Genomic DNA, 23,281 nt, shown 5'->3' with positions numbered 1-23,281 from the left:
GATCGAACCTTCCTTCGGTGGGTGTGCATGGTCGGGCGACGCCGCGTTCAGTTCGGCTCCGCGAACACGATCGGGGGTAGTTCGGTGGCTCCGTCGGCCTCGGACGCGAGCAGCAGTTCACCCGCGTCGGTGTAGGCGACGGCCTCCCCCTGTGGTTGATCGGGTCCCTCGACAACACGGGCGGGAGCGCCCGAGAATGCCGCGGGCACATCACCGTCGGCGATTTCGAAGACGAACAGATCCTTCTTGGTTCGCAGTGCCCCCACTGTGGCGTCGGCATCGACGGCTGCACCGGTGATCGGTCTGCTCGACCCGTCCGGCGCAGTCGCAGACACCGTTCCGGAACGGACCAGATCGATGGATGTCGTTGTGGTGTCGATGGTTTCGTCACTGCTGTAGATCGACGCGGCCGCACCGCCCGAGACCTTGGTGATCAGCACCGGTTGCCCGGCGGGCGTCAGAGCGAACGCCTCGACGTCGTGTGCGCCGTCGGGGTAGCGCATCGTGACCGAGGTGCGCCGGTCGGTGGCCACGTCGACGCCGATCAACGTGACGCTCTCCCGGTCGCTGTCGTTGTCACCGGTGTCGGCGAGCCACACGATCCCCGCGCTGTCGACGGCCATGTCCTCGACGTCGACCGTCTCGACTCCGACGTCGACCCACCCGGTCACCTCGCAGGCACGGTCGAGCACCGCCAGCCGATCGTCACTGCCGCGGTCCCCGATCGCGTAGCCGGTATCGCCCGTCCACGCCAGACCCGACAACTCGGACAGGCCCGAGTCGGTGGGGGTGCACCAGGTTTCGAATCTCGCAGCTGCTGGGGGTTCGGCCGACGCGCACGACGCGAGTACCGAGGCACCGGCTCCGCACGCAGCGACGATCACGCCAAACCTCCGTCTCCGAGTGTTCATCCGACCGTCGCCTATCCGCCACGAGATCGAGCGTCGGCGGTCACTGCGCGGGAGCAGCATCAGCTCATGAACGGTCGAACTTCTGTTCCCGAGTTGCTGGTCGCCACCGGCACTGCGCGCACGCTGTCGCAGGCCGCCTCCTTCGTGATGGAGGGAATGGTCCTGATCAACGGCTTGCCGCTGCGCGATCCTCGCCGCGAAGTTTCCCCGGCAGACACCCTGACCCTGCGCTGACCGCCGAGACATCACGACGATCCCGTCACGACAGGATCGTCGGCGAGTGCATCGGTGCGAATCTGCAGCCGTGACTTCAATTCCGCAGCCTCGGCGTCGATCTCCTCCTGAGTGAGCGCCGCCGACGTCGGAATGGATGCGGTGACCTCGTCGACGATGTCGAGCACTCGGCCGCTCGCCCACAGCTCGTCGTAGATGGTGCGGAAGGCAGCGTCGTACTCGTCGGTGAATTCGGTCGAGTCCAGGAACATGTCCTTGAGCGAATTACCCAACATCGGGCCGCCCTCGGGCATCCCCCCGCCTTCCGGAATCTCCATTCCCTCCGGCGGTGTGAACCCCTCGGGCATCTGCGGCATCCCGCCGCCACCTGCCCCGCCGCCACCGGGCATCATCGACACCGCGTCGTTCGCACCGGCGGTGGAATCTGAGTTCAGAGCCAGATTCAGATCCCACGACACGACCGAGAACGTCTTCGAGTCCAGGTCGTAGTACAGGTAGAAGTTCTTTCCCGGGCCGCCCATGTCGTCGCCGTTGCCCAGCAAGTTCTGAAGGGCAAGGTAATTCGCCAGTGAGTCGACATCGACATAGTCGGCCAGATGCGCATCGAACTCGGCCTGATCGGCACCGTCGAGCCACTTCAACAGCGTGATGATCGGTTGCAGGTCCGCGGTGCCGAGAGCGTTGATCTGGGTGTACTGCTCGGCGTACGTCGTCTGATCGTCTCCCTCGTACGTGAAACTGGCTTCGGCACCGACCTTGTACAGCACCCCGTCGCCGTCCTCCAGGGAGTTGGCGTAGTCGTCGTCGGGAGCGACGACGACCAGCCGCGTCGTCTCGGCCGAGTCGTTCACCGAATACGTGGTGTAGGTGAAGTCCTGGGTCGCCTGACCCGAGGCCTCGGTGATCGCAAGAGACACCGACTCGTTCAAAGCGGGCGTATACGGCCGAAGCGACAGCGTCGTGTGACCCTGATAGGCCCGCCCCTCGGAATACTCCGCGAAGTCGATCAGAAACGGAAGATCCTCGGGCGCATCGAAACTGAGCGGCTCCCCGAACATATTCATCCCAGCACCGCCGGGCATGGCCCCACCTTCCGGCATGGCCGCACCCTCCGGCATGGCCCCACCTTCCGGCATGGCCGCACCCTCGGGCATGGCTGCACCCTCGGGCATGGCTGCACCGTCTGCAGGTGCTGGTCGACCGGATGTCCCGGCAGTACCTCCGCCGCGCCCGGGCATCGAGCCGTCGTCGCTGCTGAGAGTGGCCAGCGTGGAATTGCCCTTCAACCTGATACCGACGTCGGCGATCAGGGTTCCGTCGATGGTGATGTCTGCGGGTACCGACTCCTTGACCCCTTCGTTCTGGAAGGAGTCCTTCAGTGTCTGGTAGTCGCCGACGTCAACGTCGATCGAAATGGAGTGCGACACAGTGGGATCGAACAGATCGACCGTGCCCTGGACGTTCTCGGTGATCTCGGAGGCGATCACGGTTGCATCACCGGTGATGTACGGGCGGATCCGGGTCGACCCGAACACGGTCGCCATCACCACGACGAACACCAGCAGGGTGGCAGCAATTTTCCAGTGCTGCCGCACCGTCCGCGGTACTCGGTGGACGAGCCTCCTTCGCAGGGTTGTCGGGGCCGAGGGAAAGTTCGTGTTCGGGTCGGTCACGATCAGATGTCCGTCTGGTCGTATCCGGTGAGTACCGAGACCCGTTGCCCCGTGTTGACCTCACTGAGAGCAGCGATCAACTCGCCGGGTTTCTTGCCGGATCTGAGTTGGGCCGTGTAATAGAGCTCGGTCAATGCACCCGATCGCACCGATTCGGTACTGACCAGCTCGAACTCCTTGCAGTACTTGATCAGTACGTCTTCGACGAGATCGGTGTAGTCGGCGTCGGGCGGCACTTGCACCTTGACGACCTGGCGCTGGACATCGAGTTTGAACCAGTTGAACTTGCTCATCACCACCATCACCAGGCAGATCGCAAACGTGGCCGCAATCGCCAGTACGTAGAAGCGAGTCCCCGTGGCCATGCCGATCGCCATCACGAGGAAGATGAACCCGACGTCGCGAGTTTCCTTGATGGCGTTGCGGAATCGGACGACGGACAGCGCGCCGACGAGCGCGAAAGCACGTGCCACGTTCGATCCGACGACCAGCATGATCAAGCTGATGACCATGCCTACCGTGACGAGGGTCTGTACGTAGGACTGGCTGTACGACACGTTCTTGTGGGTGAGTCGGTAGACCCAGCCGATGATCGCCGACAGGACGAACGACAGTGTCAGGGACACCACGATGTCGAACGTCGAGAACGTTCCGCTCAGGTCTTGAATGTTGAAATTCATTGCATTCCGATCGAGTCGAGTCGAATTCCGCACCGGTCACCGGGAGCACGTGACCCGCGCGCCGACATCCGCAACCGATGCTGTTTACCGTTTGTTCGGATGCCGTTAACCCTAGAGACAGCTGCGACGGAAATTCCACCTCAGAAGCTGGCAGTTTCCTGCCAATTCAGCCGTTCATTCGCTGGCAGCGATCGAATTTCGAACGCACACGACCCGGCGTCCCACTCGGACGTCGGTCGGTCGAATTTTTCAATTATGTTGCGGGTCAATCGATTACGTGCGCATTCCGTACAAACGTTGTCAATCGGTCGTCGAGCGAAGTGACGGCAGAATTACTTCGTCGATTATTCGCGTTCGGTATTCCGAATCCAAAGGCTTGGCGTCGGTCAATGGGCCAGTCATGATTGCGCTGAACACCATGTATTGCAGAAAGTCTGCCGATCTCGGCCTGCTCGACAATTCCCCCCGCTGCACCGCGCGCACGACGACCGACTCGAGGAATCTGGCCTCGGGTTCGAGGAACGTTCTCCGCACCGCTGCCGCCAACTGTTCGTCGACCATCACCGCGTGGTGGATCGCCGCGGCGAAACGTTGATCGTGCTCTGCCCCCTCGGACACCCGATTCATCAACTCGAGCAGATCTCCGCGAAGGTCTCCCGTATCGATGCCGACGAACGGGGGCGGGCCGACCGATTCGATGGCCGCGACCACCATCTCGGCCTTGCTCGACCATCTCCGGTAGAGGGTGGCCTTGCTGCACTGCGCTCGCTCGGCAACCAGGTCCATCGACAGTGAGTCGTAACCGACCTCGCCGAGGCACAGTAGTGCGGCGTCGAGAAATTCGCCCTCGCGCTCCACACTCACCCTCGACCGACGTGGGGCGTCGACGCTCATCCGTGCCCCCTTATCGAATCGAAACAGTTTCGTACCGCTTACCGAGCGTAGCGCTGAGGCATACTTCTGTCACTGGACGCGCAGCGCAGGTGACCTACATCACGTCCGTGTGACATTGTTGAAGCCGTCGGATCGGCGTGAACGGCTGGAGAAAATCGTGACGGCCTGGTGGCGGTGGTACGCAGCGCTCGGCGCACTCGGCTGCGCCGCTTACTTCGTCGTCCCGACCACCGTCTGGGGCCAGTCGGTCTTCGCACTCGTCGGAGCCTCCGCCGTTGCCGCCACCGTCGTCGGCACCAGGATGCACCGGCCCCGCAACCGTTCGGCCTGGCTGGCCATCGCCATGGGCACCGCCCTGTGGGTGATCGGCGACATCGTCTACGAGTGGATCCACATCACCCAGGGCAGTGTCCCCTACCCGTCGCCGGCGGACGCGATCTACCTCGTCGGCTATCCGGTCTACGGTTTCGGCCTGTTCCTTCTCGCTCGCCACAAGTGGCGACCGAGCGAACGCGGCCACGTGGCAAACAGCGCCATCATCATGGTCGCGTTCGGACTGCTCACCTGGGTGTTCGCCGTGCAGCCGTCGCTCGGCGGAGGCGGCATCTCCGGAACCGCAGGCCTGGTCGACGTCGCGTACCCCGCGATGGACATCTTTCTGCTGGGACTGCTGGCCCACTTCGTCGGCTCACGGCAGTGGCGGACCCTGTCCTACCGGCTCCTCACCGTGGCCGTAGCGCTGCTAGTGGTCACCGACACCGTGAACAACTTCGCGATCGTCTCCGATTCCTCGTCCGACAGGTCTGTGTTCGACGTCGGATGGATCATGTCCTACGTCCTCATCGGGGTCGCCGCCCTTCACCCGTCCATGCGGCGCATCACCAACCCGAACATCGAATCCGACGCCCACCTGATGGCGTCGTTCACCACTCCCACGGTCGTCGTGCTGACCGCAGCCACCCTGACTGCGCCGATCGTGATGTTCATCGAGGTCGTTCGCGACGAGCCGATCGCCCAGTGGGGATGGGCGGTGCTGCTCTGTGCTCTCGCTCTGGTGGTCCTGGTGATGCTCCGCATCACCGATCTGCTGCGGTTGTTGCACACTCAGACCGTCCAGCTTCGTGCCGTCGCCGGTACCGATCACCTCACCGGACTGGCCAACCTACGCGCGCTCGAGCATCGACTCTGGGGCAATGCGGGTGAGTCGACCTTGCTCACCGTCGACATCGACCGATTCAAGGAGATCAACGACACCTTCGGACGCGGCCTCGGCGACCAGGTCCTCGTGGTGGTCGCCGAGCGACTGCGAGGCGTCGCCGACGACTCGATTCTGTTGGCGCGCTTGGCCGGCGACGAGTTCGCCCTGTGTGGAGCATCGGAGTCGATGGACCCGGCCGCGTTGGCGCACCGGATTCAGCTCCTGTTCGCCACTCCTTTCGAGGTGGGAAACATGACCCTGCTGATCGAAGCGAGCGTCGGAGTCGCGTCCAATTCTCCCGGCGACGGTGAGGACGAAACGACACCCGATCGCCTCGTACAGCGCGCCGACCTCGCCGTCCAGGCCGCGAAAGCCGCCCAGTCTCGCGTCGCGTACTACGACCGGTCGATGGACCGGGACAAGAGCGAGCAGCTCATCATGCTCGGCGAACTCACCACGGCACTGGAGACGGATCAACTGCAACTGCACTATCAGCCGCAGATCGACCTCACGACGATGACCGTCGTCGGCGTGGAAGCACTGCTGCGGTGGCATCATCCGAACGGCACCGTCCTGTCCCCCAGCACATTCCTGCCCACCGCCGAACGCACCGGACTGATCCGGCCGTTGACGAGCTACGTCCTCACCCAGGCCCTCGCCCAACGAAGGCAGTGGATGACCGATGGGCTCGAGCTGAGCATCGCCGTCAACATCTCGACCCGAAACCTGTTCGACGACACCCTCATCGAGCAAGTGTGTACGGCGCTGAAGGAATTCGATTGTCCACCGCGCCGATTGACCGTCGAGGTGACCGAGACCTCGGCGATGACCGACCCGATCGGCGCGACCGAGACGCTGTCGATACTGCATGCGATGGGCGTGCAGGTCGCCATCGACGATTACGGAACCGGTTACAGCTCGCTCGCCTACATCGAGCGATTGCCGGTACAGGAGCTGAAAATCGATCGCACGTTCATCGGCGGCATGGCACACAACCCGGCGCATGCCGCCATCGTGCGATCGACCGTCGAGCTCGCCCGTACGCTGGGATTGTCGGTGACGGCAGAGGGAGTGGAGGACGAGGTGACGATGACGGCGTTGCGCGAACTACGGTGCGGACGAGCGCAGGGTTACCACCTCGGCCGTCCCACCTCGGCAGACCGACTACCCGCCCTCGTCGCCGAACTGAATGCGCATCTGAATACTGCTACAGGAGAACGGATATCATGACCGAAGCAGCCCTGTCGGTGTATGCCGCGATTCGATCTCGCCGCGACGTCCGCGCCGAGTTCGACGGAACCGTCGTCGACGACGAGGTTCTGCGACGAATCCTCGGAGCGGCGCATCAAGCCCCGAGCGTGGGCAACACCCAGCCCTGGGACTTCGTGGTCGTCCGTAAGCCCGATACTCTGAGCGCATTCGCGGCCCACGTGGCCGGCTGCCGACAGGATTTTGCGGACAAGCTCGACGCCGAACGACGAAAGACGTTCGATCCCATCAGAATCGAGGGAATCGAGACCAGCGGAACCGGGGTGGTGGTCACCTACGATCCCGACCGTGGAGGTCGGCACGTCCTCGGCCGCGACACCGTCGACGACACCGGACTGTTCTCCGCCGTCCTCGCCATCGAAAACCTCTGGCTCGCAGCGATAGCCGAGAACGTCGGCGTCGGCTGGGTCTCGTTCTACGACGAGGCGTACCTCACCGAGCTGCTCGACATCCCCGCACCGGTCCGCCCGATCGCCTGGCTGTGCGTCGGTCCGGTCCAATCGTTTCAGGAGGTACCCGATTTGGAACGCTTCGGTTGGCGTAGCCGCCGTCCACTGGACGACGCCCTGCACTTCGAGCAGTACCGCCGATGAGGGCGTCCCTGGTCGCGGCGGCCGCTGTCTGCCTGCTCGTCGCCGGCTGCTCTGCGGCCGAATCCCCGACCGAACCGACCACTGAGGCAACCACTCCGGCGGCCGAGCCCGCACAGGCCCCGGATGCGGCCGACCCGATCGGTACCGTCGTTCCTCTTGCGGGTGCTCCCGAAGGTGTCGTGGTGGGATCGTCCGGGATCGCTGCTGCCGGGGTGCGGGAGCCCGACGGCGTGGTGCTGTTCGACGCGGCCACCGGTGCCGTGCGCCAGATGGTCTCGACGACGGGTGCGCCGCGACATCTTTCACTGGCCGGTCCCGACGGCCCGGTGTTGGTTCCGCTCGAGGGCAGTGACGAGCTGCTCGAGATCTCGCTCGCCGACGGCGCGATTCTGTCGACGGCCACCGGTGTCGGTCGTCAGCCACACGATGCGGTGCAGACCTCCGACGGCACCGTCGTGGCCACCAACGAGATGGGTGGCGGAGTGATCTTCCTGCGCGACGGGGCGATCGTGTCGGAGCTACCGCCGGGCCCTGTTCAGCCCGGTGGTGCTGCCGCTCTCGGTCCGTTCGCGGCCGTCGCGGACGTGCAGGGCAACGGTGTGTGGGTCTACGACGGCGCGACGCAGCGGGAGGTGTCGCAGGCTCCGATCGGCGTCAAGCTCACGCACGCGGTGACGGTGAATCAGACGGTGGCCGGGTTCGCCGACACCGACGGCGGTGCGGTCCTGCTCGCGTCGGTCGACGATGCCGGCGGCATTCGTCAGATCGCGTCGATCGACGCGCCGGGTAACCCGTACGGGCTCGCCGTGGATCTCGAACGTCGGGTGCTGTTCGTGACGCTGACCGCGTCGAACGTACTGCGGGTGGTCGATGTATCCGATCCCGCAGCTCCGCGAATCCTGGGCGATGTTCCGACGGTGACGCAGGCCAACTCGGTGGCGGTCGATCCGCGGAACGGCGACGTGCTGGTGACCGGCAGCGACCCCGGCGCGGCGAGTTCGATTCAGATCATCCCCCGCGCCGAGTTACCGGTCGGTTAGGGCGTCACCACCCGTAGGAGCCCGGGATTCCCTTGAACGGGCCGACGACGTCGTCGGTGATCCAGCCCTCGTAGAACCCGCCTTCCTGGGGTCGGACCGCTTCGCCGTCGATCTCGCATTCGAGGCGGCTGGGCGAGAACGCCAGGTAACCCGCGATCTCGGCGAACCGAGGGGTGGGGTTCTCGTAGCTCCACCCGGCGGCCTCTGCGACAGCGTCTCCGCCGTGGACGTCCCAGTACGTCGCTGCGCCTTTCCACTCGCAGTGCGTCGATCGCGCCGCCGAGGGGGTCAGCGCGCCCGGAACGACGTCTGCAGGCGAGATGTACCAGGTGGGCGGATGGCTCGTCTCGAGCACGCGGTACGCGGCGGTCGTGCGGGCGATCACCTGGCCGCCGAGCCGGACGACGAGGGAACGATTCGAGGCTTCGAGCTTGGGTGGACGAGGGTAATCCCAGACCGATTCTTGGCCCGGCTTCGGCTTCTCGGGAACGACGGATCTCGGCAAGTGTGTACTCATCCTTCGATGGTGCCACCGGGCGTCACGGGGCGTCGACGGGATAGAGATCGTCCACCCGTTCCTCGTCGAGAATCCAGCGATCGACCTCGTCGAGTGGTTCGACCGTGCGCACCGAGGTGACCGGGGATTCCGGCGGGCGGTGTTCGGTGCGGACCGGCTCGGTTCGGATCGGGTCTGTGCGGACCGGCTCGGTGCGCGCCATCTGCGCAGGGGTCGGTATCTCGGGGGTGGGGAATTCGGGCGCTGGTGTCACGGGTTCGGCTTTCGGGACCGCGATGGCCACCTCTTCGGGGGCGGGTTCTTCGTCTGTGAACTTCGGCAGTTCCGCCGGTATTCGGACGAGGATGCCGAGTCCGTGGGTTGCGGCCAACAAGCTGACCGGCGCGACGGTCGCGATCGCTGCCGACAAGGCCGGATGCAGTGTGCCGGCGTCGGAGATGAAGGCGTGCATGGCATTTGCGCCGATACTCACCAGAGCTGCCGTGATCAACACACCCCAGAAGAAGCGTCGACCACTGCGTTGATCCTCGAATTGGGCCAGCGCGATGACGGAGATCGTGGCCTGCAGGATGGTGCCGTCGACGATCACCGGCCACAGCCAGGACAGCGAGCGTGGGACACCTGCCATCGTGGCCAGATCCCACAGTGCAGCGAAACTGAGCACGAAGGACGCAATTCCGATGACGGTGGTGATGACGACCGCACTGACGAGCGTCGCACGCAGGACCTTGTTCATGGATCGTCATGAAACACGAACCCACCGACAAGTTCGGTGAAGGCTGCGACGGTCAGAGCTCGAAGGCGGCGCGAACGATGCGTCGCCGCCGCGAATGTCGATCAGGCCGGGCTTCACAGCAGTGTCGACAGCGAGTGCGCCGGAGGTAAGTCCGAGGAGACCTGCGGATTCTGATCGCCTCGTTGCCGCCCGGTGTTGTCCGCCCAGCAGTCTTCGCGAACGCACGCGCGTTTGCCAGGGGCGCGCGAAATCGCTATGCGCGCGTTGACAATTGCGAACGCGCCTGGCGAATGCGCGCGCATTTGCCACAATCCCCCACTGCCACCGCACCGAACCCGCTGAGGGATCAAGCGGTACGAACGGCTCCGCGGTAGAAGTCGGCGCGATCGTGTGCGGACATTCCGCCCCATACGCCGTAGGGCTCGTTCGCCTCGAGGGCGTGCTGGCGGCATTGTTCGAGTACCGGGCAGCGGCCGCAGACCTGCTTGGCGGATTTCTCACGCGAGGTGCGAGCGCGGCCTCGTTCGCCTTCGGGGTGGAAGAACACGGACGAGTCCAATCCGCGACACAGACCGTCGAGTTGCCAGTCCCAGACGTCTGCGTTGGGAACGGGAAGTTGGACCGGCCTGGCGGGTGCGCCTCGCACCATGAGCTGTCTCCTCACTGAAAAAGTGAACAAGCTCACTATCTCGCATTCGTCATACTTTTACAAGTCCTTTCGGTCATTCGTAGTACTTAAAAGCAAGCGCGCTTGCTTGAAAATTGCACGTTCAGGACAGCCGTCAGCAGATCTGCGCCCCGTTTGCGGCCCCAGGCCCGGATGAATGTCGCATTGCCACAGTCAGACCGACTGAAAGTCACATTGATCCACCATGGCGGTCACAAAACGGCGATCAGTGACTTTCCGACATTCCCGCACGCTTTTCGAGCTCGACGAGAATGCGCTCGGCGATCTTGGTCGGCGGCGGCCCGATGTCGACGACGATCGCGTTCTCGTCGTCACCGAGCGGCTCGAGGGTCGAGATCTGCGTGTCGAGCAGCGAGGACGGCATGAAGTGATCCATTCGAGCATTGAGGCGTCCGCTGATTCGGTCCTTGGTGCCGGCCAGATGCACGAAGATCACCTCGGCCCCGTCCCTCGATGCGGCGCTCAGCACGTCTCGGTACGACCGCTTGAGGGCCGAGCACGTGACGATTCCCGATCGACCGGTGGAGGTGTGCTCGGTGATCCACTCCGCGATCACGTCGAGCCATGGCCACCTGTCCTCGTCGGTCAGAGGCTGACCCGACGCCATCTTCGCCACGTTGGCGTCCGGGTGCAGGTCGTCGCCCTCCTGCAGGTCCCATTTCAATGCTCCGGCGAGGATGCCCGCCACTGTGGATTTACCCGAGCCGGACACTCCCATCACCACGAGAACCGGATGATGTGCTCTGCCTGTCGTCTGTGCTGCCATCCCTCGATACTGCTCCATCACGCTCGCGCGGATCGGACAGACGCGAGAAACCGGGCGACCCGTGGGACGATCGACCGGACATGAGCGAGACCAGCGACTTCCGCCAGCTGCACGATTCGGTGCTCGACGAGCTCGGTCGCGACATCGTGAGCGGCGCGATCCCGAGCGGGACCCGAATCTCGGCCGACGACGTCGCCGTGCGGTTCACCGTGTCGCGGACCGTCGTCCGGGAAGTGGTTCGCGTCCTGGAATCGCTGGGGTTGCTCACCGTGCGTCGACGCGTGGGGATCACCGTGCAGGGCTCGCAGAACTGGAACTCCCTGGACCCTGTGGTCATCCGCTGGCAACTGGCCGGGCCGGCCCGCGCCGAGCAGTTGCTGCTGCTCAGCGAATTACGTTCGGGGATCGAGCCTTTGGCAGCCAAGCTCGCTGCGCATCGAGCAACACCCGAGCAATGCGGCGCGCTGACGGCCGCCGTCATCGGAATGTCGTCGACGTCCCGGGCCGCCGACTCCGACGCCTACCTCGAACACGACAGCAATTTCCATCGCACGTTGCTCGCGGCCTCCGGCAACCCGATGCTGCGGTCGATGTCCGACATCGTCGTGGAGGTGCTCGCGGGCCGCACCCGCCACGCCCTGATGTCCCGCCAAGCCGACCCAGAGGCGATCCGACTGCACGGCGTGGTGGCGTCGTCGATCCAATCCGGCGACGCCGACGGCGCCCAGCGAGCCATGTTGGCCATCGTCACCAAGTCCGCCGCCTCGATGTCGGCGGCCTCCGGTGTGACTCCGTCGCCCGGTCTGGTCCCCGACCAGCAGTGATACATCCCGCGCACAAAGCCAGGTACGCCGAGGCGGGGTTCATCGCCTAGATTCGACGGGTGACTGCTCTCGAATTGCCGCTCGAACTTCGCCGCGCGCTCGTTGGAGTAGCTCGGACTCCGCGTCTGCTCGTCGCGTCCGATTACGACGGCACCATGGCGCCGATCGTCTCCGACCCGCAGAAGGCCTTCCCCCACCCCGAGTCGGTCAGCGCCATGCGCGGCCTCGCCTCCCTCGCCGGCACCAACGCTGCCGTCATCTCCGGACGTGCCCTCCGCGATCTCGCGATCCTCTCGCGCCTGCCGTCCGAGGTGCAGCTGGTGGGCAGTCACGGCAGCGAGTTCGACGCCGGGTTCGTCAATGCCATCGACGACAACGCCAAGAAGCTCCTCACCGTCATCACCGGCGAACTGCAGGCGATCGCCGACGCCCATCCCGGCGTCAGCATCGAGACCAAGCCGGCCAGCGTCGCGCTGCACGTCCGCAACGCCGAGACCGCCGCCGGTGAGGAAGCCCTCGCAGCAGTGCGATCCGGTGCGGCGGCGCGGGACGGCGTTCAGGTCACCGAGGGCAAGTCAGTCATCGAGCTGGCAGTGATCGTCACCGACAAGGGTGTCGCCCTCGACATCCTTCGACACCAGGAAGCTGCCACTGCCGCAGTCTTTTTCGGCGACGACGTCACCGACGAGAAGGCCTTCGGACACCTGCACGGGCCGGACATCGGCGTCAAGATCGGACCGGGAGACACCCTCGCGGAATTTCGCATCGACAGCACCGAGCAGGTCGCCCTCGCCCTGGCATTCCTGCTCGAGGAGCGACGGCAGTGGCTTTCGGGAGCCGACGCCCCGCGCATCGAACGACTGACGATGTTGGCCAGCCCCAATGCCGTTGCCCTGCTGACCCCCGACGCCGACGTCACCTGGCTGTGTCACCCCGAACCCGATTCCGCAGCCGTGTTCGCACACCTGCTCGGCGGCGATCAGGCCGGCCACTTCAGCGTCGGGCCGACCCGCGCATCGCTTCCGTTGAGCCAGCAGTATGTGGACGGCACGATGACGGTGCAGACCAAGTGGGCCAGCCTGCAGGTCACGGATTATCTGCCGCACGACATCGGCCAGGGCCAGACCGCGCTGACCCGCGTCATCACCGGCAAGGCCACCGCCGTGGTGACTTTCGCGCCGCGTCCGGAGTTCGGAAAGGCCTGGGCCTCACTCGAACCCGATGTGGACGGCCTGCGCATTCTCGGTACGGCAGATCCGATGGTGCTGCGCAGTCCCGGCGTCACCTGGAACATCGTGTCCGACGGTTCGCAGCAGGCCGCGCACGCCGAGGTCGATCCCTCGAACGGGCCGATCGTTCTCGAATTGCGGCTCGGCACAGACGATCTGAGCGAGCATCCGTGGGACGAGGTGGAGCGTCGCCGCGCGTCGGAGGCATACTGGAAGGACTGGGCCGACGGCCTGGACCTGCCGCCGCTCAAGCGCGATCTGATGAAGCGATCGGCACTGACCCTCCGCGGCCTCGTCCACGCGGAGTCCGGCTCGATCATGGCCGCGGCCACCACCTCGCTACCCGAAGACATCGGCGGAGTGCGCAACTGGGACTACCGCTACTGCTGGCTGCGCGATGCCGCACTGACCGCAGCCGCGCTGGTCGACGTCGGCTCGACGGCCGAGGCCGAGAACTACCTCTCCTGGATTCACGGGGTACTCGAGTCGGTCTCCGGCCCCGAGCGTCTGCACCCGCTCTACACCATCTGGGGTCTGGGTCTACCGCCAGAAGCTGTCATCGACGAGCTGCCCGGCTATGCCGGCTCGCGTCCGGTGCGCGTGGGAAATGCTGCGAATCAACAGGTTCAGCTCGACGTCTTCGGCCCCATCGTCGAACTGGTGTCCGCCCTCGCCCACGCACGCAAGGCCAAGGGGTCCGAGAACGGCCTGTCCGACGACGATTGGGAACTCGTCCGCGCCATGGTCGAGGCCGTCGAGCGTCGCTGGTTCGAGCCCGACCACGGCATCTGGGAGATTCGAGACAACCCCCGGCACCACGTCTACTCCAAGGTGATGGGTTGGATCACCGTCGATCGCGCCATCGGTCTGGCCGAAACCTTCGGTCGTACAACAGAACCCGGTTGGGCATCGTTGCGCAATACCATCCGCGAGGAAGTGCTCGCCAACGGCTGGAACGAGGAAGTGCAGTCCTTCACCGCCGCGTACGACGGCACCGACCTCGACGCCGCGACGCTGTTCATCGGATTGTCCGGACTGATCGACCCGGCAGACCCCCGCTTCGCGGCCACCGTCACTGCCACCGAAGCCGAACTGCGCAGCGGCTCGACGGTCTACCGCTACCGCCACGACGACGGCCTGCCCGGCGGCGAGGGCGGCTTCCATCTCTGCGCCGCCTGGCTCGTGGAGGCCTACCTGCTGGTGGGACAACGCGCCGAGGCCGAAGCACTGTTCGCTCAACTCGTCAGTGCCGCAGGCCCCACCGGACTGCTCAGTGAGGAATACGACCCCATCGCCGAACGATCACTAGGCAACCATCCCCAGGCCTACAGTCACCTGGGCCTGCTGCGTTGCGCGAGATTGCTCAGCGCCTAGGGCTCACCCCCCCCCAGCTGCGTCAATGGACCACTGCATACGTCTGACAGGTGCAGTGGTTCATTCACCCACTGGGGTCCGCTGCGTGGATGGCACCCTGCATACGTCTGAGCCGTGCAATGGTCCATTGACGCGAACTGAGGCGGGCGAACGAGGGCGGGCGGGCGAACTGGGGCGGGCGGGCGGGCGAGGGACAGCTCAGGCGATAGCGGGCGGTTGTTTCGGCGGCGGTCCGGCAGTTCGGCCGCGGAAGAGTTCGGTCGGCAGAGTTTCGGCGGCGACGATGCCCGAGTGCGAGGACGAGAGAACCAGTTTGCCTGCTCGACGGCCTTTTTCCTCGGCGTCCTGGCGCACGGTGGTGAGGTTTTCGCGGATGGCGTCGGAGATGCCGTCGAATCCGGTGACCGAGAGTTGGCTCGGCACATCGATTCCGGAGACCCGGGCGAAGTTGAGTGCACCGAGGGCAATGACGTCGGTGGTGCACAGCAGTGCGGTGGTTTCGCGGTTGGCCTGCAGTGCTTGGGCGGCGGCGGAGTGGCCGGAGCGAACGGTGTGGTCGAAGCGTTCGACGACGGTGAGGGTGTCGGGGTCGAGTCCGGCGTCGATCATGGCGGCCTGAACTCCGGCGATGCGTTCGCGTTGGACGTGGAAGTGGCTGTCGGCCAACCGCCCCGGGGGTACGACGCCATCGCGGCGGTCGCGTCCGAGACGCATGCACAGTACCGCGAGGTGTTCGTGGCCCAGCGAGATCAGATGTGCGGCAAGCATTTTCATCGCGCCGCGGTCGTCGATGGCGACGAGGGCGGCTTCGGGGATGTTGCGGGGCTGGTCGCACACGACGATCGGTAGGTGGCGCTCGCGCACGGCAGCGAGGTAGGGGTCGTCGTCGGCGACGGAGTAGACGACGAATCCGTCGACTCCGGCTTGTTGGACGACAGCGGCGGCTTGCACGTCGTCGCGTTCGGCTCCGGCGGGGATCAGCAGCAGGCCCTGTCCGGCGGCTTCGCAGGATTCGGCGAGTCCGGCGAGGAAGCTCATCGCGGCTGGGTCACGGAAGGAGTAACTGAGTGCTTCGGTGAGGAGCAGCCCGATGGCACCTGCTTTACGGGTGCGCAACGATCGGGCGACCGGGTCGGGACCGGCATAGCCGCGGCGTTTCGCGGCCTGGAGCACGCGTTCGCGAAGCTCCGGGGAGAGCTGATCGGGTCGGTTGTAGGCGTTCGAGACAGTGGTGCGAGAAACCTTGAGCTCGGCAGCGATCGACGCCAACGTCGCCTGACGTCGCGGTTCGCTTGACCTGGCCATAACCGGGACGTTAGTCCCACAACGCGGCGCAGAGAAACTCGAGGTCGCGTTCATCCGATTCGATCCGCCACCCCACTGCGCGCTAGAGTACAACGGTAACGGTTTCCATTAGCGTCAAGTTCCGCTCATCAGGAGTACATCGATGTCGTCCAACCATCGCGCGTCCCGGACCAAGCTCACGGCCGTACTGGGCCTGACCTGCGCCGCAGCGCTCACGCTCAGCGCGTGCAGCTCCACCGAATCCGCGAGCACCGAGTCCGCACCGGCCACCGCCGTCGACGGACCGATCACGATCGTTGCATCCACGAACGTGTGGGGAAGCGTCGCCGAGGCAGTCGCAGGCGACTTGGCGACAGTGACGTCGATCATCTCCGATCCCTCTGCCGACCCGCACTCCTACGAGGCCAGCCCGGCCGATGCTGCCGCCGTCGCCGAGGCTTCGCTGGTGGTCTACAACGGTGGCGGCTACGACGAGTTCATCGAGGACATCCTCGCCTCCGAGGGCCAGAACGTACCGTCCGTCGACGCTTTCACGCTGCTCGACGACAGCCACGATCACTCCTCCGACGAGCCCACCTCGGAAGCAGCAGCCGAACCGGCGAGCGAGGACGGCCATTCACACGGTGAGGTCAACGAGCACGTCTGGTACAACGCCGAGGTCGCCGCGCACACCGCCGAGGAGATCGCCGAGAAGCTCGGTCAGCTCGACCCCGACAACGCCGCGCAGTACACCGCCAACGCCGAGACCTTCCACGAGCAGGTCCACGCCATCACCGACGTGACCGCACAGATTGCCGCTGATTTCCCGAATGCACCGGTGGCACAGACCGAACCGATCGCGCACTACCTCATCGAGGAATCCGATCTCGACGATCGCACCCCCGAGGACTTCAAGGATTCCATCGAGGAAGGCAACGATCCTTCGCCCGCTTCCATCGCTGCGACGCGAGATCTGTTCACGTCGAACTCGGTTCGCGCGTTGATCTACAACATCCAGACCGAGGATGCGGTCACCCAGGACATCCGTTCCACCAGCGAGGCGGCCGGCATCCCCGTCGTCGAGGTCACCGAAACGCTGCCTGCCGGCATGACGTATCTCGAATGGCAGACCAAGGCTGCAACGGATCTGCAGGCCGCGCTCACCACCGCCTCCTGACCCGAACCGGCGTGATGGAAAGCTGTAGTACATGCCTGCTGTAGAACTGCGCGATGCCGGACTGGCGTTCGGCGAGCGCACGCTGTGGCAGAACCTGGACCTGACGGTCGAGAAGGGTGAGTTCGTCGCCGTTCTCGGCCCCAATGGCTCGGGTAAGACCTCCTTGCTCAAAGTGTTGCTCGGCCAGAATCACCTCACGTCCGGCACGGCCGCGATCGACGGCAATCCCGTCCGTCGCGGCCAGTCGGGCGTCGGTTACATCCCCCAGCAGCGCAACATCGACGACGATCTGCCGCTGCGCGGACGCGACCTCGTGGGCCTCGGCTGGGACGGCCATCGGTGGGGCATGGGCCTGCGCGGCATACGAAGGCGCAAGGAGACGGTGCAGCGAGCGATCGATCAGGTCGACGCCAACTCGTTCGCGGGTGCGCCGGTCGGCTCCATGTCCGGCGGTGAGCAGCAGCGACTGCGCATCGCCCAGGCACTCGTCGGCGATCCGTCGGTACTGCTGTGCGACGAGCCCCTGCTCAGCCTCGATCTCGCCAACCAATCCCTGGTCTCGAGCCTCATCGATCGCCGACGGCGGGAGCACGAGACCGCCGTGTTGTTCGTGACGCACGAGATCAACCCGATCCTCCCCCTCGTCGACCGCATCGTCTACATCGTCGACGGCCGGTTCCGCATCGGAACTCCCGAGGACGTCATGACCACCGAGGTCCTCTCGGAGCTCTACGGCACCGAGGTCGAGGTGCTGAAGGTCCGCGGCCGGCTCATCGTCGTCGGAACCGGCGATTCCATCGATGCGCTCGGCTCGGCCGGCGCACACCACCCACCCGTGCCGCACGACAGAGAAGACAAGGCATGAACGAGAAGGTTCTCGACGCATTCTCGAAGATGCTCGACTTCGACACCACCGCCAACCTGCTGACATACGACTTCGTCCAGCAGGCACTCATAGCCGCCGCCATTCTCGGGCTGCTCGCCGGTGCCCTCGGACCGTTGATCGTCAGCCGCCAGTGGGCGTTCGCCGTGCACGGATCCAGCGAACTCTCGCTCACCGGTGCGTCCGCAGCCCTGCTCGTCGGCATCACCGTGGGCCTCGGAGCCATCGTCGGATCCGTTGTCGCAGCGGTGATGTTCGCGCTGCTCGGTAGCAAGGCCCGCGACCGCGACTCGGTCATCGGCGTCATCATGTCCTTCGGCCTCGGACTGTCGGTGCTGTTCATCTGGCTCTACCCCGGCCGAACCGGAACCAGCTTCTCGCTGCTCATCGGCCAGATCGTCGGCGTCGGACAGAGCGGTATCCAGCTGCTGCTGGTCTGCGCGGTGCTGGTACTGATCGTGCTCACCGTCGTCTACCGGCCGCTGCTGTTCGCCAGCACCGACCCCGAGGTGGCGCTGGCCCGCGGCGTTCCCGTCCGCGCCCTCTCGGTCGTGTTCGCCGTACTCGTCGGCGTCGCTTGTGCACTGGGCGTCCAGATCGTCGGCGCACTGCTGGTGCTCTCGCTGCTCATCACCCCGGCCGCCGCTGCCGCGCGAGTGACGGCCAGCCCGCTCAAGGCGACGCTGCTGTCCATTCTGTTCGCCGAGGTCGCCGCCGTCGGCGGCATCCTGCTCTCCCTCGCCCCGGGCCTGCCGGTGTCGACGTTCGTCACCACAATCTCGTTCGTCATCTACCTCGTCTGCCGCGCGATCGGCGGAACCCGCAAGGCCAATTCCGGACGGCTCGTCGCCGCCTAGGATGTCGAGGGTGACGTCCATCGATCTCAACGCCGATCTCGGCGAAAGCTACGGTGCATGGACTCTCGGCGACGACGACGCGATGCTCGCCCTGGTGTCGAGCGCCAACGTCGCGTGCGGCTTCCATGCCGGTGATCCGACCACTCTGCTGCGTACGTGCCGCTCGGCCGCGGCAGCGGACGTACGCATCGGAGCGCAGGTGGGCTACCACGACCTCGCCGGGTTCGGCCGACGCTTTCTCGACGTCTCCCCCGCCGACCTCACCGCGGACGTGATCTATCAGATGGGCGCACTCGACGGCCTCGCCCAGGTCGCCGGATCGGCCATCGCCTACGTCAAACCACATGGGGCGCTGTACAACGCGATCGTGCACCATCACGGCCAGGCCAAGGCCGTGGTCGACGCAGTCCTCGCCTACGACCCCACGCTGCCGGTACTGGGGCTCCCCGATTCGATCTTCCTCGAAGAAGCCGAGCGAGCCGGATTGCGCACCGTCGCAGAGGCTTTTGCAGATCGCGCCTACACCCCACAGGGAACGTTGGTCTCGCGCTCGGAACTCGGCGCAGTACTGTCCGATCCCGACGCCGTAGCCCAGCGCGTGTTGACCATGATCACCGACGGCACCGTGCAGGCGGTGGACGGCTCGAGAATCGACGTTCGGGCCGAATCGATCTGCCTGCACGGCGACTCCCCTGACGCGGTCGCGATGGCCACTGCCGTCTCGGAGTTCCTCCGCGCCAACGACATCGACATCACCGCTTTCGTCTGATGCGCATTCTCTCTGCCGGCGAGGGTGCAGCACTCGTCGAATTCGACGGCCTGAACGAGGCGATGGCGTATTACCGTGCACTCACGCTGGACCCACCGGCCGGCGTCGTCGATCTGGTTCCCGCTGCTCGGACCGTGCTGGTGATGTTCGACGGGCCGAAGCAGCCGATACTGGACTGGATCGCGGCAGTGTCACCCGCCGTGACGACCGATGGAGATCACTCGGAGACCGTCACGATCCCGGTTGTCTACGACGGCGAGGATCTCGACGAGGTGGCCCGTCTGACCGACATGTCCACCACGGAGGTCGTTGCGGCACATGTCGATCAGACGTGGACCGTTGCGTTCGGCGGTTTCGCGCCCGGCTTCGGCTACCTCGTCGGCACCGACGCGCGGCTACACGTTCCGCGGCGCTCGTCGCCGCGCACCAGCGTCCCAGCCGGTTCGGTGGGCCTGGCAGGTGAGTTCTCGGGTATCTATCCGCGCTCCTCGCCGGGCGGTTGGCAGCTGATCGGACGCACCGACGCACCACTCTGGAACCTCGACCGCGACCCACCGGCGCTGCTCCGGCCCGGCACCACCGTCCGATTCGAGCAGGCATGAGAGCCCTCACCGTTCTGCAGACGGGACCGCTGTGCACCGTGCAGGATCGCGGTCGCCCGGGGCATGCGTCGATCGGGGTCGGTCGCTCGGGGGCGGCAGACCTGCTCTCGCACGATGCAGCGAACAGGCTGGTGGGCAACACTTCCGAGGCCGCAACACTGGAAGTGACGTTCGGTGGGCTTAAGGTCCGCGCCGAGTTCGACGCGATCGTGGCCGTCACCGGGGCGCACGTGGTCTGCCGCGTGGACGGTGCGGAGCAGGGTCTGTACTCGACCATCCTCCTCCGAGCCGGGCAGGAACTGGAGCTGTCCACGCCAACAAGCGGTCTACGTAGCTACCTGGCGGTGCGGGGCGGGATCGGCGTTCCTACCGTCCTCGGCAGTCGGTCGACGGACACGATGTCCGGTCTCGGCCCGGCTGTGGTCTCCCCCGGTACCGCCCTGCCCGTCGGGAACGACAAAGCCGAGTGGCCTGCAGCAGAGTTCGTTCCACCGCCCGCGTGGTCCGACACACTGCGCATCACCTTCGGTCCACGTGCAGACTGGTTCACCGCGCGCGCCCGATCGATTCTGCTCGAGCAGTCGTGGACCGTCACGCAGGATTCCGATCGCGTCGGAATCAGGCTGGACGGTGCCGAACCCTTGCGCCGCACGAGAGAGGACGAATTGGCCAGTGAGGGAATGGTTCTGGGTGCGCTTCAGGTTCCGCCGTCCGGGCAGCCGGTGCTGTTTCTCGCCGACCACCCCGTCACGGGCGGTTATCCGGTGATCGCGGTTGTCACTGCGGCAGACGTCTCCGCAGCCGCGCAGCTGACGCCGGGAACACAGATACACTTCCGCGCTATCGGTTGATCCCGGCTGCAGCGGGGCAGATCTCACGAATGCTGCGACGCAGTGCATCCGACATCCGAGCGGGCAGGCCGAGCGGGCGAACCATGGCGTCGGCCTGGTGGAACAGGTGAGTCCATCCGTCGATCAGTTCGATTCCTCGGTCCGCCGCATAGGACTCGACGGCATTGCGCGTGTCGGCATAGACGAAGTCGTACACCGTCGCCGTTGGCCCGAGTTCACCTGCACCCCAGACGAGTTGATCCTCCGAGCCGTCGCGGCCGATCGGCGTCGCGTTGATCACCAGGTCGTAGCACTCCAGATCCACTGCTCGATCCGACCAGTCGACGACCGATGCGGAACCGTCGTACCCGTCGAGTTCGCCCACGAGACCTTCCGCCGCACGACTGTCGACATCCGAGACCACCAGCCTCTCGATGTGGCCCTGTAGCGCGAACGCGGCCGCATGCGCGGCGCCACCTGCTCCGAGCAGGAGCGCCGAGCCGAAGGTACGTCCCGAGGTCGCCGCTCGCACCGCCGCGATATCGGTGTTCATGGCGAACAGCGCACCCGATCGCAGGAACAACAGATTCGCCACCCCCGACACCACCACATCGGGATCCGCCTCGTCGGCAACCGTTGCAGCCCAATGCTTCCAGGGCATGGTCACGTTCGCAGCATCGGTACGGCCGCCCCGCAGGGCATCCTCGACATCGGGTAGGTCGGCAACGTCGGCGACCTCCCAGGCGTCGTAGCGGGAGGGCACGTCGGCGATCTCGAACGCACGCGTCCACAGCGCGGGTGACATCGCGGTGGACGCGTGCGAGCCGACCAGGGTCAGTGAGCTCATACCGACTTCGAGACGCGCTCTGCAACAACGGCTTCTGCTGGAGGGGCGGCCTGATCGGAGATGGAGGTGACATCCGAGGAGCCCATGTTCTTCATCAGTGCTGCGACCACGGCCGAGATTATGCAGCCCAGGGCCAGGTATGCCGCGACGTAGTGCCAGGAGCCGTCGTTCCAGCTGACCAGAGCGGCTGCGATGAAGGGGGTGAAGCCACCGGCGATCGCGCTGGCGACCTGATAGCCCACACCTGCTCCGCTGTAGCGCAGTTCGGGGCCGAACATTTCGGTGAACAGCGGCTGCTGCACCGAGACCACCATGTCGTGCGAGACGTTGACCAGGATGACGGCGAGGATCACGATGGCGACGACCGAGGCTGCCTGCAGGGACAGGAAGAACGGCACGGCCGCCAGTGCGCCGACGACTGCACCGGTGACGAAGATCGGCTTGCGGCCGAAGCGGTCGGCAATGGCCGCGTAGGCCGGGATGCTCAGGATGCCGATGGCACCGACCAGCAGCGCGACGTTGAGCATGAACTGACGCTCGTAGCCGAGTTCGTTGACGGTGTAGCTCAGGGCGAACGTGGTGACGATGTACATGGTGAACAGCTCGGCCATACGCAGCGCGATGATCTTGAGGAAGGAACCGGGGTGCTCGGTGATCGCCTGGATGACCGGCAGCTTCTTCTTCTCGCCGCTCTCCTCGACTGCCTGCTCGAACACGGGCGATTCTTCGACACCGGATCGGATCCACAGGCCGAACAGTACGAGCACGGCGCTGGCCAGGAACGGTACGCGCCAGCCCCAGCTGGTGAATGCGTCGTCGCTGAGCAGGTTGCTCATGATGGTGACCGCGCCGGTCGCGAGGATGAGACCGACGGAGTAGCCGACCTGCACGCCGCTGCTGTAGAACGCCTTCTTCTTCGCCGGCGCACTTTCGACGGCCATCAGCGATGCGCCACCCCACTCGCCACCGACCGCGAAGCCCTGGATCGCACGCAGCAGCACGAGCAGTAGCGGCGCGAACCAACCGATCGACTCGAAGTTGGGAACCAGGCCGATCAACGCGGTTGCGACGCCCATCAGCAGCATCGTCCAGATCAGCATGCGCTTGCGCCCGAGGCGGTCACCGAAGTGGCCGAAGAAGATCCCGCCGAGAGGACGGAAGAGGAAGCCGACGCCGAAGGTGGCGAACGCGGCCATCACGCCGACCGCGGGCGAGACGCTCGGAAAGAACTGGGAGTTGAACACCAGCGCGGCGATGATGCCGTACAGCAGGAAGTCGTACCACTCGACCACGGCACCGACGAAGCTGCCGATGGCAGCCTTCCGTGCTCTGGATCCGTCCGCGACTGCGACGTCAACGTTCACTTGTCGGCCCTTCGATTTTGTGCGTATAGCGCACAGTTGTTT

23 protein-coding genes are annotated in these 23,281 nt (G+C 65.4%); 12 read left to right on the top strand and 11 right to left on the bottom strand.

The genetic code is table 11. From position 1 onward, the window contains the following. Positions 1 to 47: 47 nt before the first annotated feature. Positions 48 to 884: a hypothetical protein gene (locus R3P93_RS20290; RefSeq protein ID WP_068053811.1), complete on the bottom strand. Its 837-nt coding sequence runs from the start codon at positions 882 to 884 to the stop codon at positions 48 to 50. Between the two features lie 93 nt (positions 885 to 977). Here R3P93_RS20290 and R3P93_RS20285 point away from each other — a divergent pair, with 93 nt between their 5' ends. Further along, on the top strand, positions 978 to 1,145 hold the full coding sequence (locus R3P93_RS20285; protein ID WP_176460421.1) for a S4 domain-containing protein: 168 nt from the start codon (positions 978 to 980) through the stop codon (positions 1,143 to 1,145). Between the two features lie 11 nt (positions 1,146 to 1,156). Here the strand turns inward: R3P93_RS20285 and R3P93_RS20280 are convergent, their stop codons facing one another. The 3 genes from R3P93_RS20280 to R3P93_RS20270 all read right to left on the bottom strand — a co-directional run bounded on the left by R3P93_RS20280 (position 1,157) and on the right by R3P93_RS20270 (position 4,392). Further along, positions 1,157 to 2,776: a CotH kinase family protein gene (locus tag R3P93_RS20280; RefSeq protein ID WP_449619217.1), complete on the bottom strand. Its 1,620-nt coding sequence runs from the start codon at positions 2,774 to 2,776 to the stop codon at positions 1,157 to 1,159. Between the two features lie 44 nt (positions 2,777 to 2,820). Then, complete coding sequence (locus tag R3P93_RS20275; RefSeq protein WP_068053808.1) at positions 2,821 to 3,498, bottom strand: DUF4956 domain-containing protein; 678 nt, start codon at positions 3,496 to 3,498, stop codon at positions 2,821 to 2,823. Positions 3,499 to 3,798: 300 nt separating this feature from the next. Beyond that, complete coding sequence (locus tag R3P93_RS20270; RefSeq protein ID WP_068053805.1) at positions 3,799 to 4,392, bottom strand: TetR/AcrR family transcriptional regulator; 594 nt, start codon at positions 4,390 to 4,392, stop codon at positions 3,799 to 3,801. 109 nt (positions 4,393 to 4,501) lie between these two features. On the opposite strand from R3P93_RS20270, the gene R3P93_RS20265 reads away from it, so the two are divergent. The 3 genes from R3P93_RS20265 to R3P93_RS20255 are packed head-to-tail and all read left to right on the top strand — an operon-like array spanning position 4,502 to position 8,492. Next, entirely contained in the window at positions 4,502 to 6,820 is a 2,319-nt protein-coding gene (locus tag R3P93_RS20265; RefSeq protein ID WP_317533904.1) for a putative bifunctional diguanylate cyclase/phosphodiesterase, read from the top strand. A gap of 11 nt (positions 6,821 to 6,831) precedes the next feature. Continuing rightward, complete coding sequence (bluB, locus tag R3P93_RS20260; protein WP_176460442.1) at positions 6,832 to 7,452, top strand: 5,6-dimethylbenzimidazole synthase; 621 nt, start codon at positions 6,832 to 6,834, stop codon at positions 7,450 to 7,452. Continuing rightward, on the top strand, positions 7,449 to 8,492 hold the full coding sequence (locus R3P93_RS20255) for an NHL repeat-containing protein (protein ID WP_317533903.1): 1,044 nt from the start codon (positions 7,449 to 7,451) through the stop codon (positions 8,490 to 8,492). The genes bluB and R3P93_RS20255 overlap by 4 nt, the downstream gene beginning before the upstream one ends. A gap of 4 nt (positions 8,493 to 8,496) precedes the next feature. On the opposite strand, the gene R3P93_RS20250 is transcribed toward R3P93_RS20255, so the two are convergent. The 4 genes from R3P93_RS20250 to R3P93_RS20235 form a co-directional block, all read right to left on the bottom strand. Next, on the bottom strand, positions 8,497 to 9,009 hold the full coding sequence (locus R3P93_RS20250; protein ID WP_094640932.1) for a DUF427 domain-containing protein: 513 nt from the start codon (positions 9,007 to 9,009) through the stop codon (positions 8,497 to 8,499). A 22-nt stretch (positions 9,010 to 9,031) separates the two neighbouring features. Beyond that, entirely contained in the window at positions 9,032 to 9,745 is a 714-nt protein-coding gene (locus tag R3P93_RS20245) for a DUF2637 domain-containing protein (RefSeq protein WP_068053794.1), read from the bottom strand. Positions 9,746 to 10,091: 346 nt separating this feature from the next. Beyond that, positions 10,092 to 10,394 carry a WhiB family transcriptional regulator gene (locus tag R3P93_RS20240; protein WP_008713079.1) on the bottom strand — a complete coding sequence of 101 codons (303 nt, stop codon included), beginning with the start codon at positions 10,392 to 10,394 and terminating at the stop codon, positions 10,092 to 10,094. Between the two features lie 244 nt (positions 10,395 to 10,638). After that, on the bottom strand, positions 10,639 to 11,199 hold the full coding sequence (locus R3P93_RS20235) for a gluconokinase (protein ID WP_068053791.1): 561 nt from the start codon (positions 11,197 to 11,199) through the stop codon (positions 10,639 to 10,641). 80 nt (positions 11,200 to 11,279) lie between these two features. Between R3P93_RS20235 and R3P93_RS20230 the strand changes: the two genes are divergently transcribed. Next, on the top strand, positions 11,280 to 12,023 hold the full coding sequence (locus R3P93_RS20230) for a FadR/GntR family transcriptional regulator (RefSeq protein ID WP_037190693.1): 744 nt from the start codon (positions 11,280 to 11,282) through the stop codon (positions 12,021 to 12,023). Between the two features lie 59 nt (positions 12,024 to 12,082). Continuing rightward, entirely contained in the window at positions 12,083 to 14,626 is a 2,544-nt protein-coding gene (otsB, locus tag R3P93_RS20225) for a trehalose-phosphatase (RefSeq protein ID WP_317533902.1), read from the top strand. 198 nt (positions 14,627 to 14,824) lie between these two features. On the opposite strand, the gene R3P93_RS20220 is transcribed toward otsB, so the two are convergent. After that, a complete protein-coding gene (locus R3P93_RS20220) occupies positions 14,825 to 15,931 on the bottom strand; it encodes a LacI family DNA-binding transcriptional regulator (protein ID WP_300518739.1) in 1,107 nt (368 codons plus the stop codon). 142 nt (positions 15,932 to 16,073) lie between these two features. Between R3P93_RS20220 and R3P93_RS20215 the strand changes: the two genes are divergently transcribed. The 6 genes from R3P93_RS20215 to R3P93_RS20190 are packed head-to-tail and all read left to right on the top strand — an operon-like array spanning position 16,074 to position 21,049. Beyond that, positions 16,074 to 17,087 carry a metal ABC transporter solute-binding protein, Zn/Mn family gene (locus R3P93_RS20215; RefSeq protein WP_068053783.1) on the top strand — a complete coding sequence of 338 codons (1,014 nt, stop codon included), beginning with the start codon at positions 16,074 to 16,076 and terminating at the stop codon, positions 17,085 to 17,087. A gap of 31 nt (positions 17,088 to 17,118) precedes the next feature. After that, on the top strand, positions 17,119 to 17,952 hold the full coding sequence (locus tag R3P93_RS20210; protein WP_094640928.1) for a metal ABC transporter ATP-binding protein: 834 nt from the start codon (positions 17,119 to 17,121) through the stop codon (positions 17,950 to 17,952). After that, positions 17,949 to 18,827, top strand: a complete 879-nt coding sequence (locus R3P93_RS20205; protein ID WP_068053774.1) for a metal ABC transporter permease — start codon at positions 17,949 to 17,951, stop codon at positions 18,825 to 18,827. Before R3P93_RS20210 ends, R3P93_RS20205 begins: the two co-directional genes overlap by 4 nt. A gap of 10 nt (positions 18,828 to 18,837) precedes the next feature. Next, entirely contained in the window at positions 18,838 to 19,596 is a 759-nt protein-coding gene (locus tag R3P93_RS20200; protein ID WP_317533901.1) for a LamB/YcsF family protein, read from the top strand. Then, positions 19,596 to 20,198, top strand: a complete 603-nt coding sequence (gene pxpB, locus R3P93_RS20195; RefSeq protein ID WP_317533900.1) for a 5-oxoprolinase subunit PxpB — start codon at positions 19,596 to 19,598, stop codon at positions 20,196 to 20,198. The genes R3P93_RS20200 and pxpB overlap by 1 nt, the downstream gene beginning before the upstream one ends. Next, positions 20,195 to 21,049, top strand: coding sequence for a 5-oxoprolinase subunit C family protein (locus R3P93_RS20190; protein WP_317533899.1), 855 nt, complete (start codon positions 20,195 to 20,197; stop codon positions 21,047 to 21,049). The genes pxpB and R3P93_RS20190 overlap by 4 nt, the downstream gene beginning before the upstream one ends. Here R3P93_RS20190 and R3P93_RS20185 read toward each other — a convergent pair. Together R3P93_RS20185 and shiA are read right to left on the bottom strand one after the other, a co-directional pair. Continuing rightward, entirely contained in the window at positions 21,039 to 21,875 is an 837-nt protein-coding gene (locus tag R3P93_RS20185; RefSeq protein ID WP_317533898.1) for a shikimate dehydrogenase family protein, read from the bottom strand. The two genes, R3P93_RS20190 and R3P93_RS20185, sit on opposite strands and share 11 nt — an antisense overlap. Next, positions 21,872 to 23,239 carry a shikimate transporter gene (gene shiA / locus R3P93_RS20180; RefSeq protein WP_317533897.1) on the bottom strand — a complete coding sequence of 456 codons (1,368 nt, stop codon included), beginning with the start codon at positions 23,237 to 23,239 and terminating at the stop codon, positions 21,872 to 21,874. Before shiA ends, R3P93_RS20185 begins: the two co-directional genes overlap by 4 nt. Positions 23,240 to 23,281 lie beyond the last annotated feature (42 nt).

This window comes from Rhodococcus cerastii, assembly GCF_033042195.1.
Classification (GTDB): domain Bacteria; phylum Actinomycetota; class Actinomycetes; order Mycobacteriales; family Mycobacteriaceae; genus Rhodococcoides.
The sequence above is the reverse complement of the archived record's forward strand: the minus strand, read 5'-3'. Positions and strand labels throughout refer to the sequence as shown.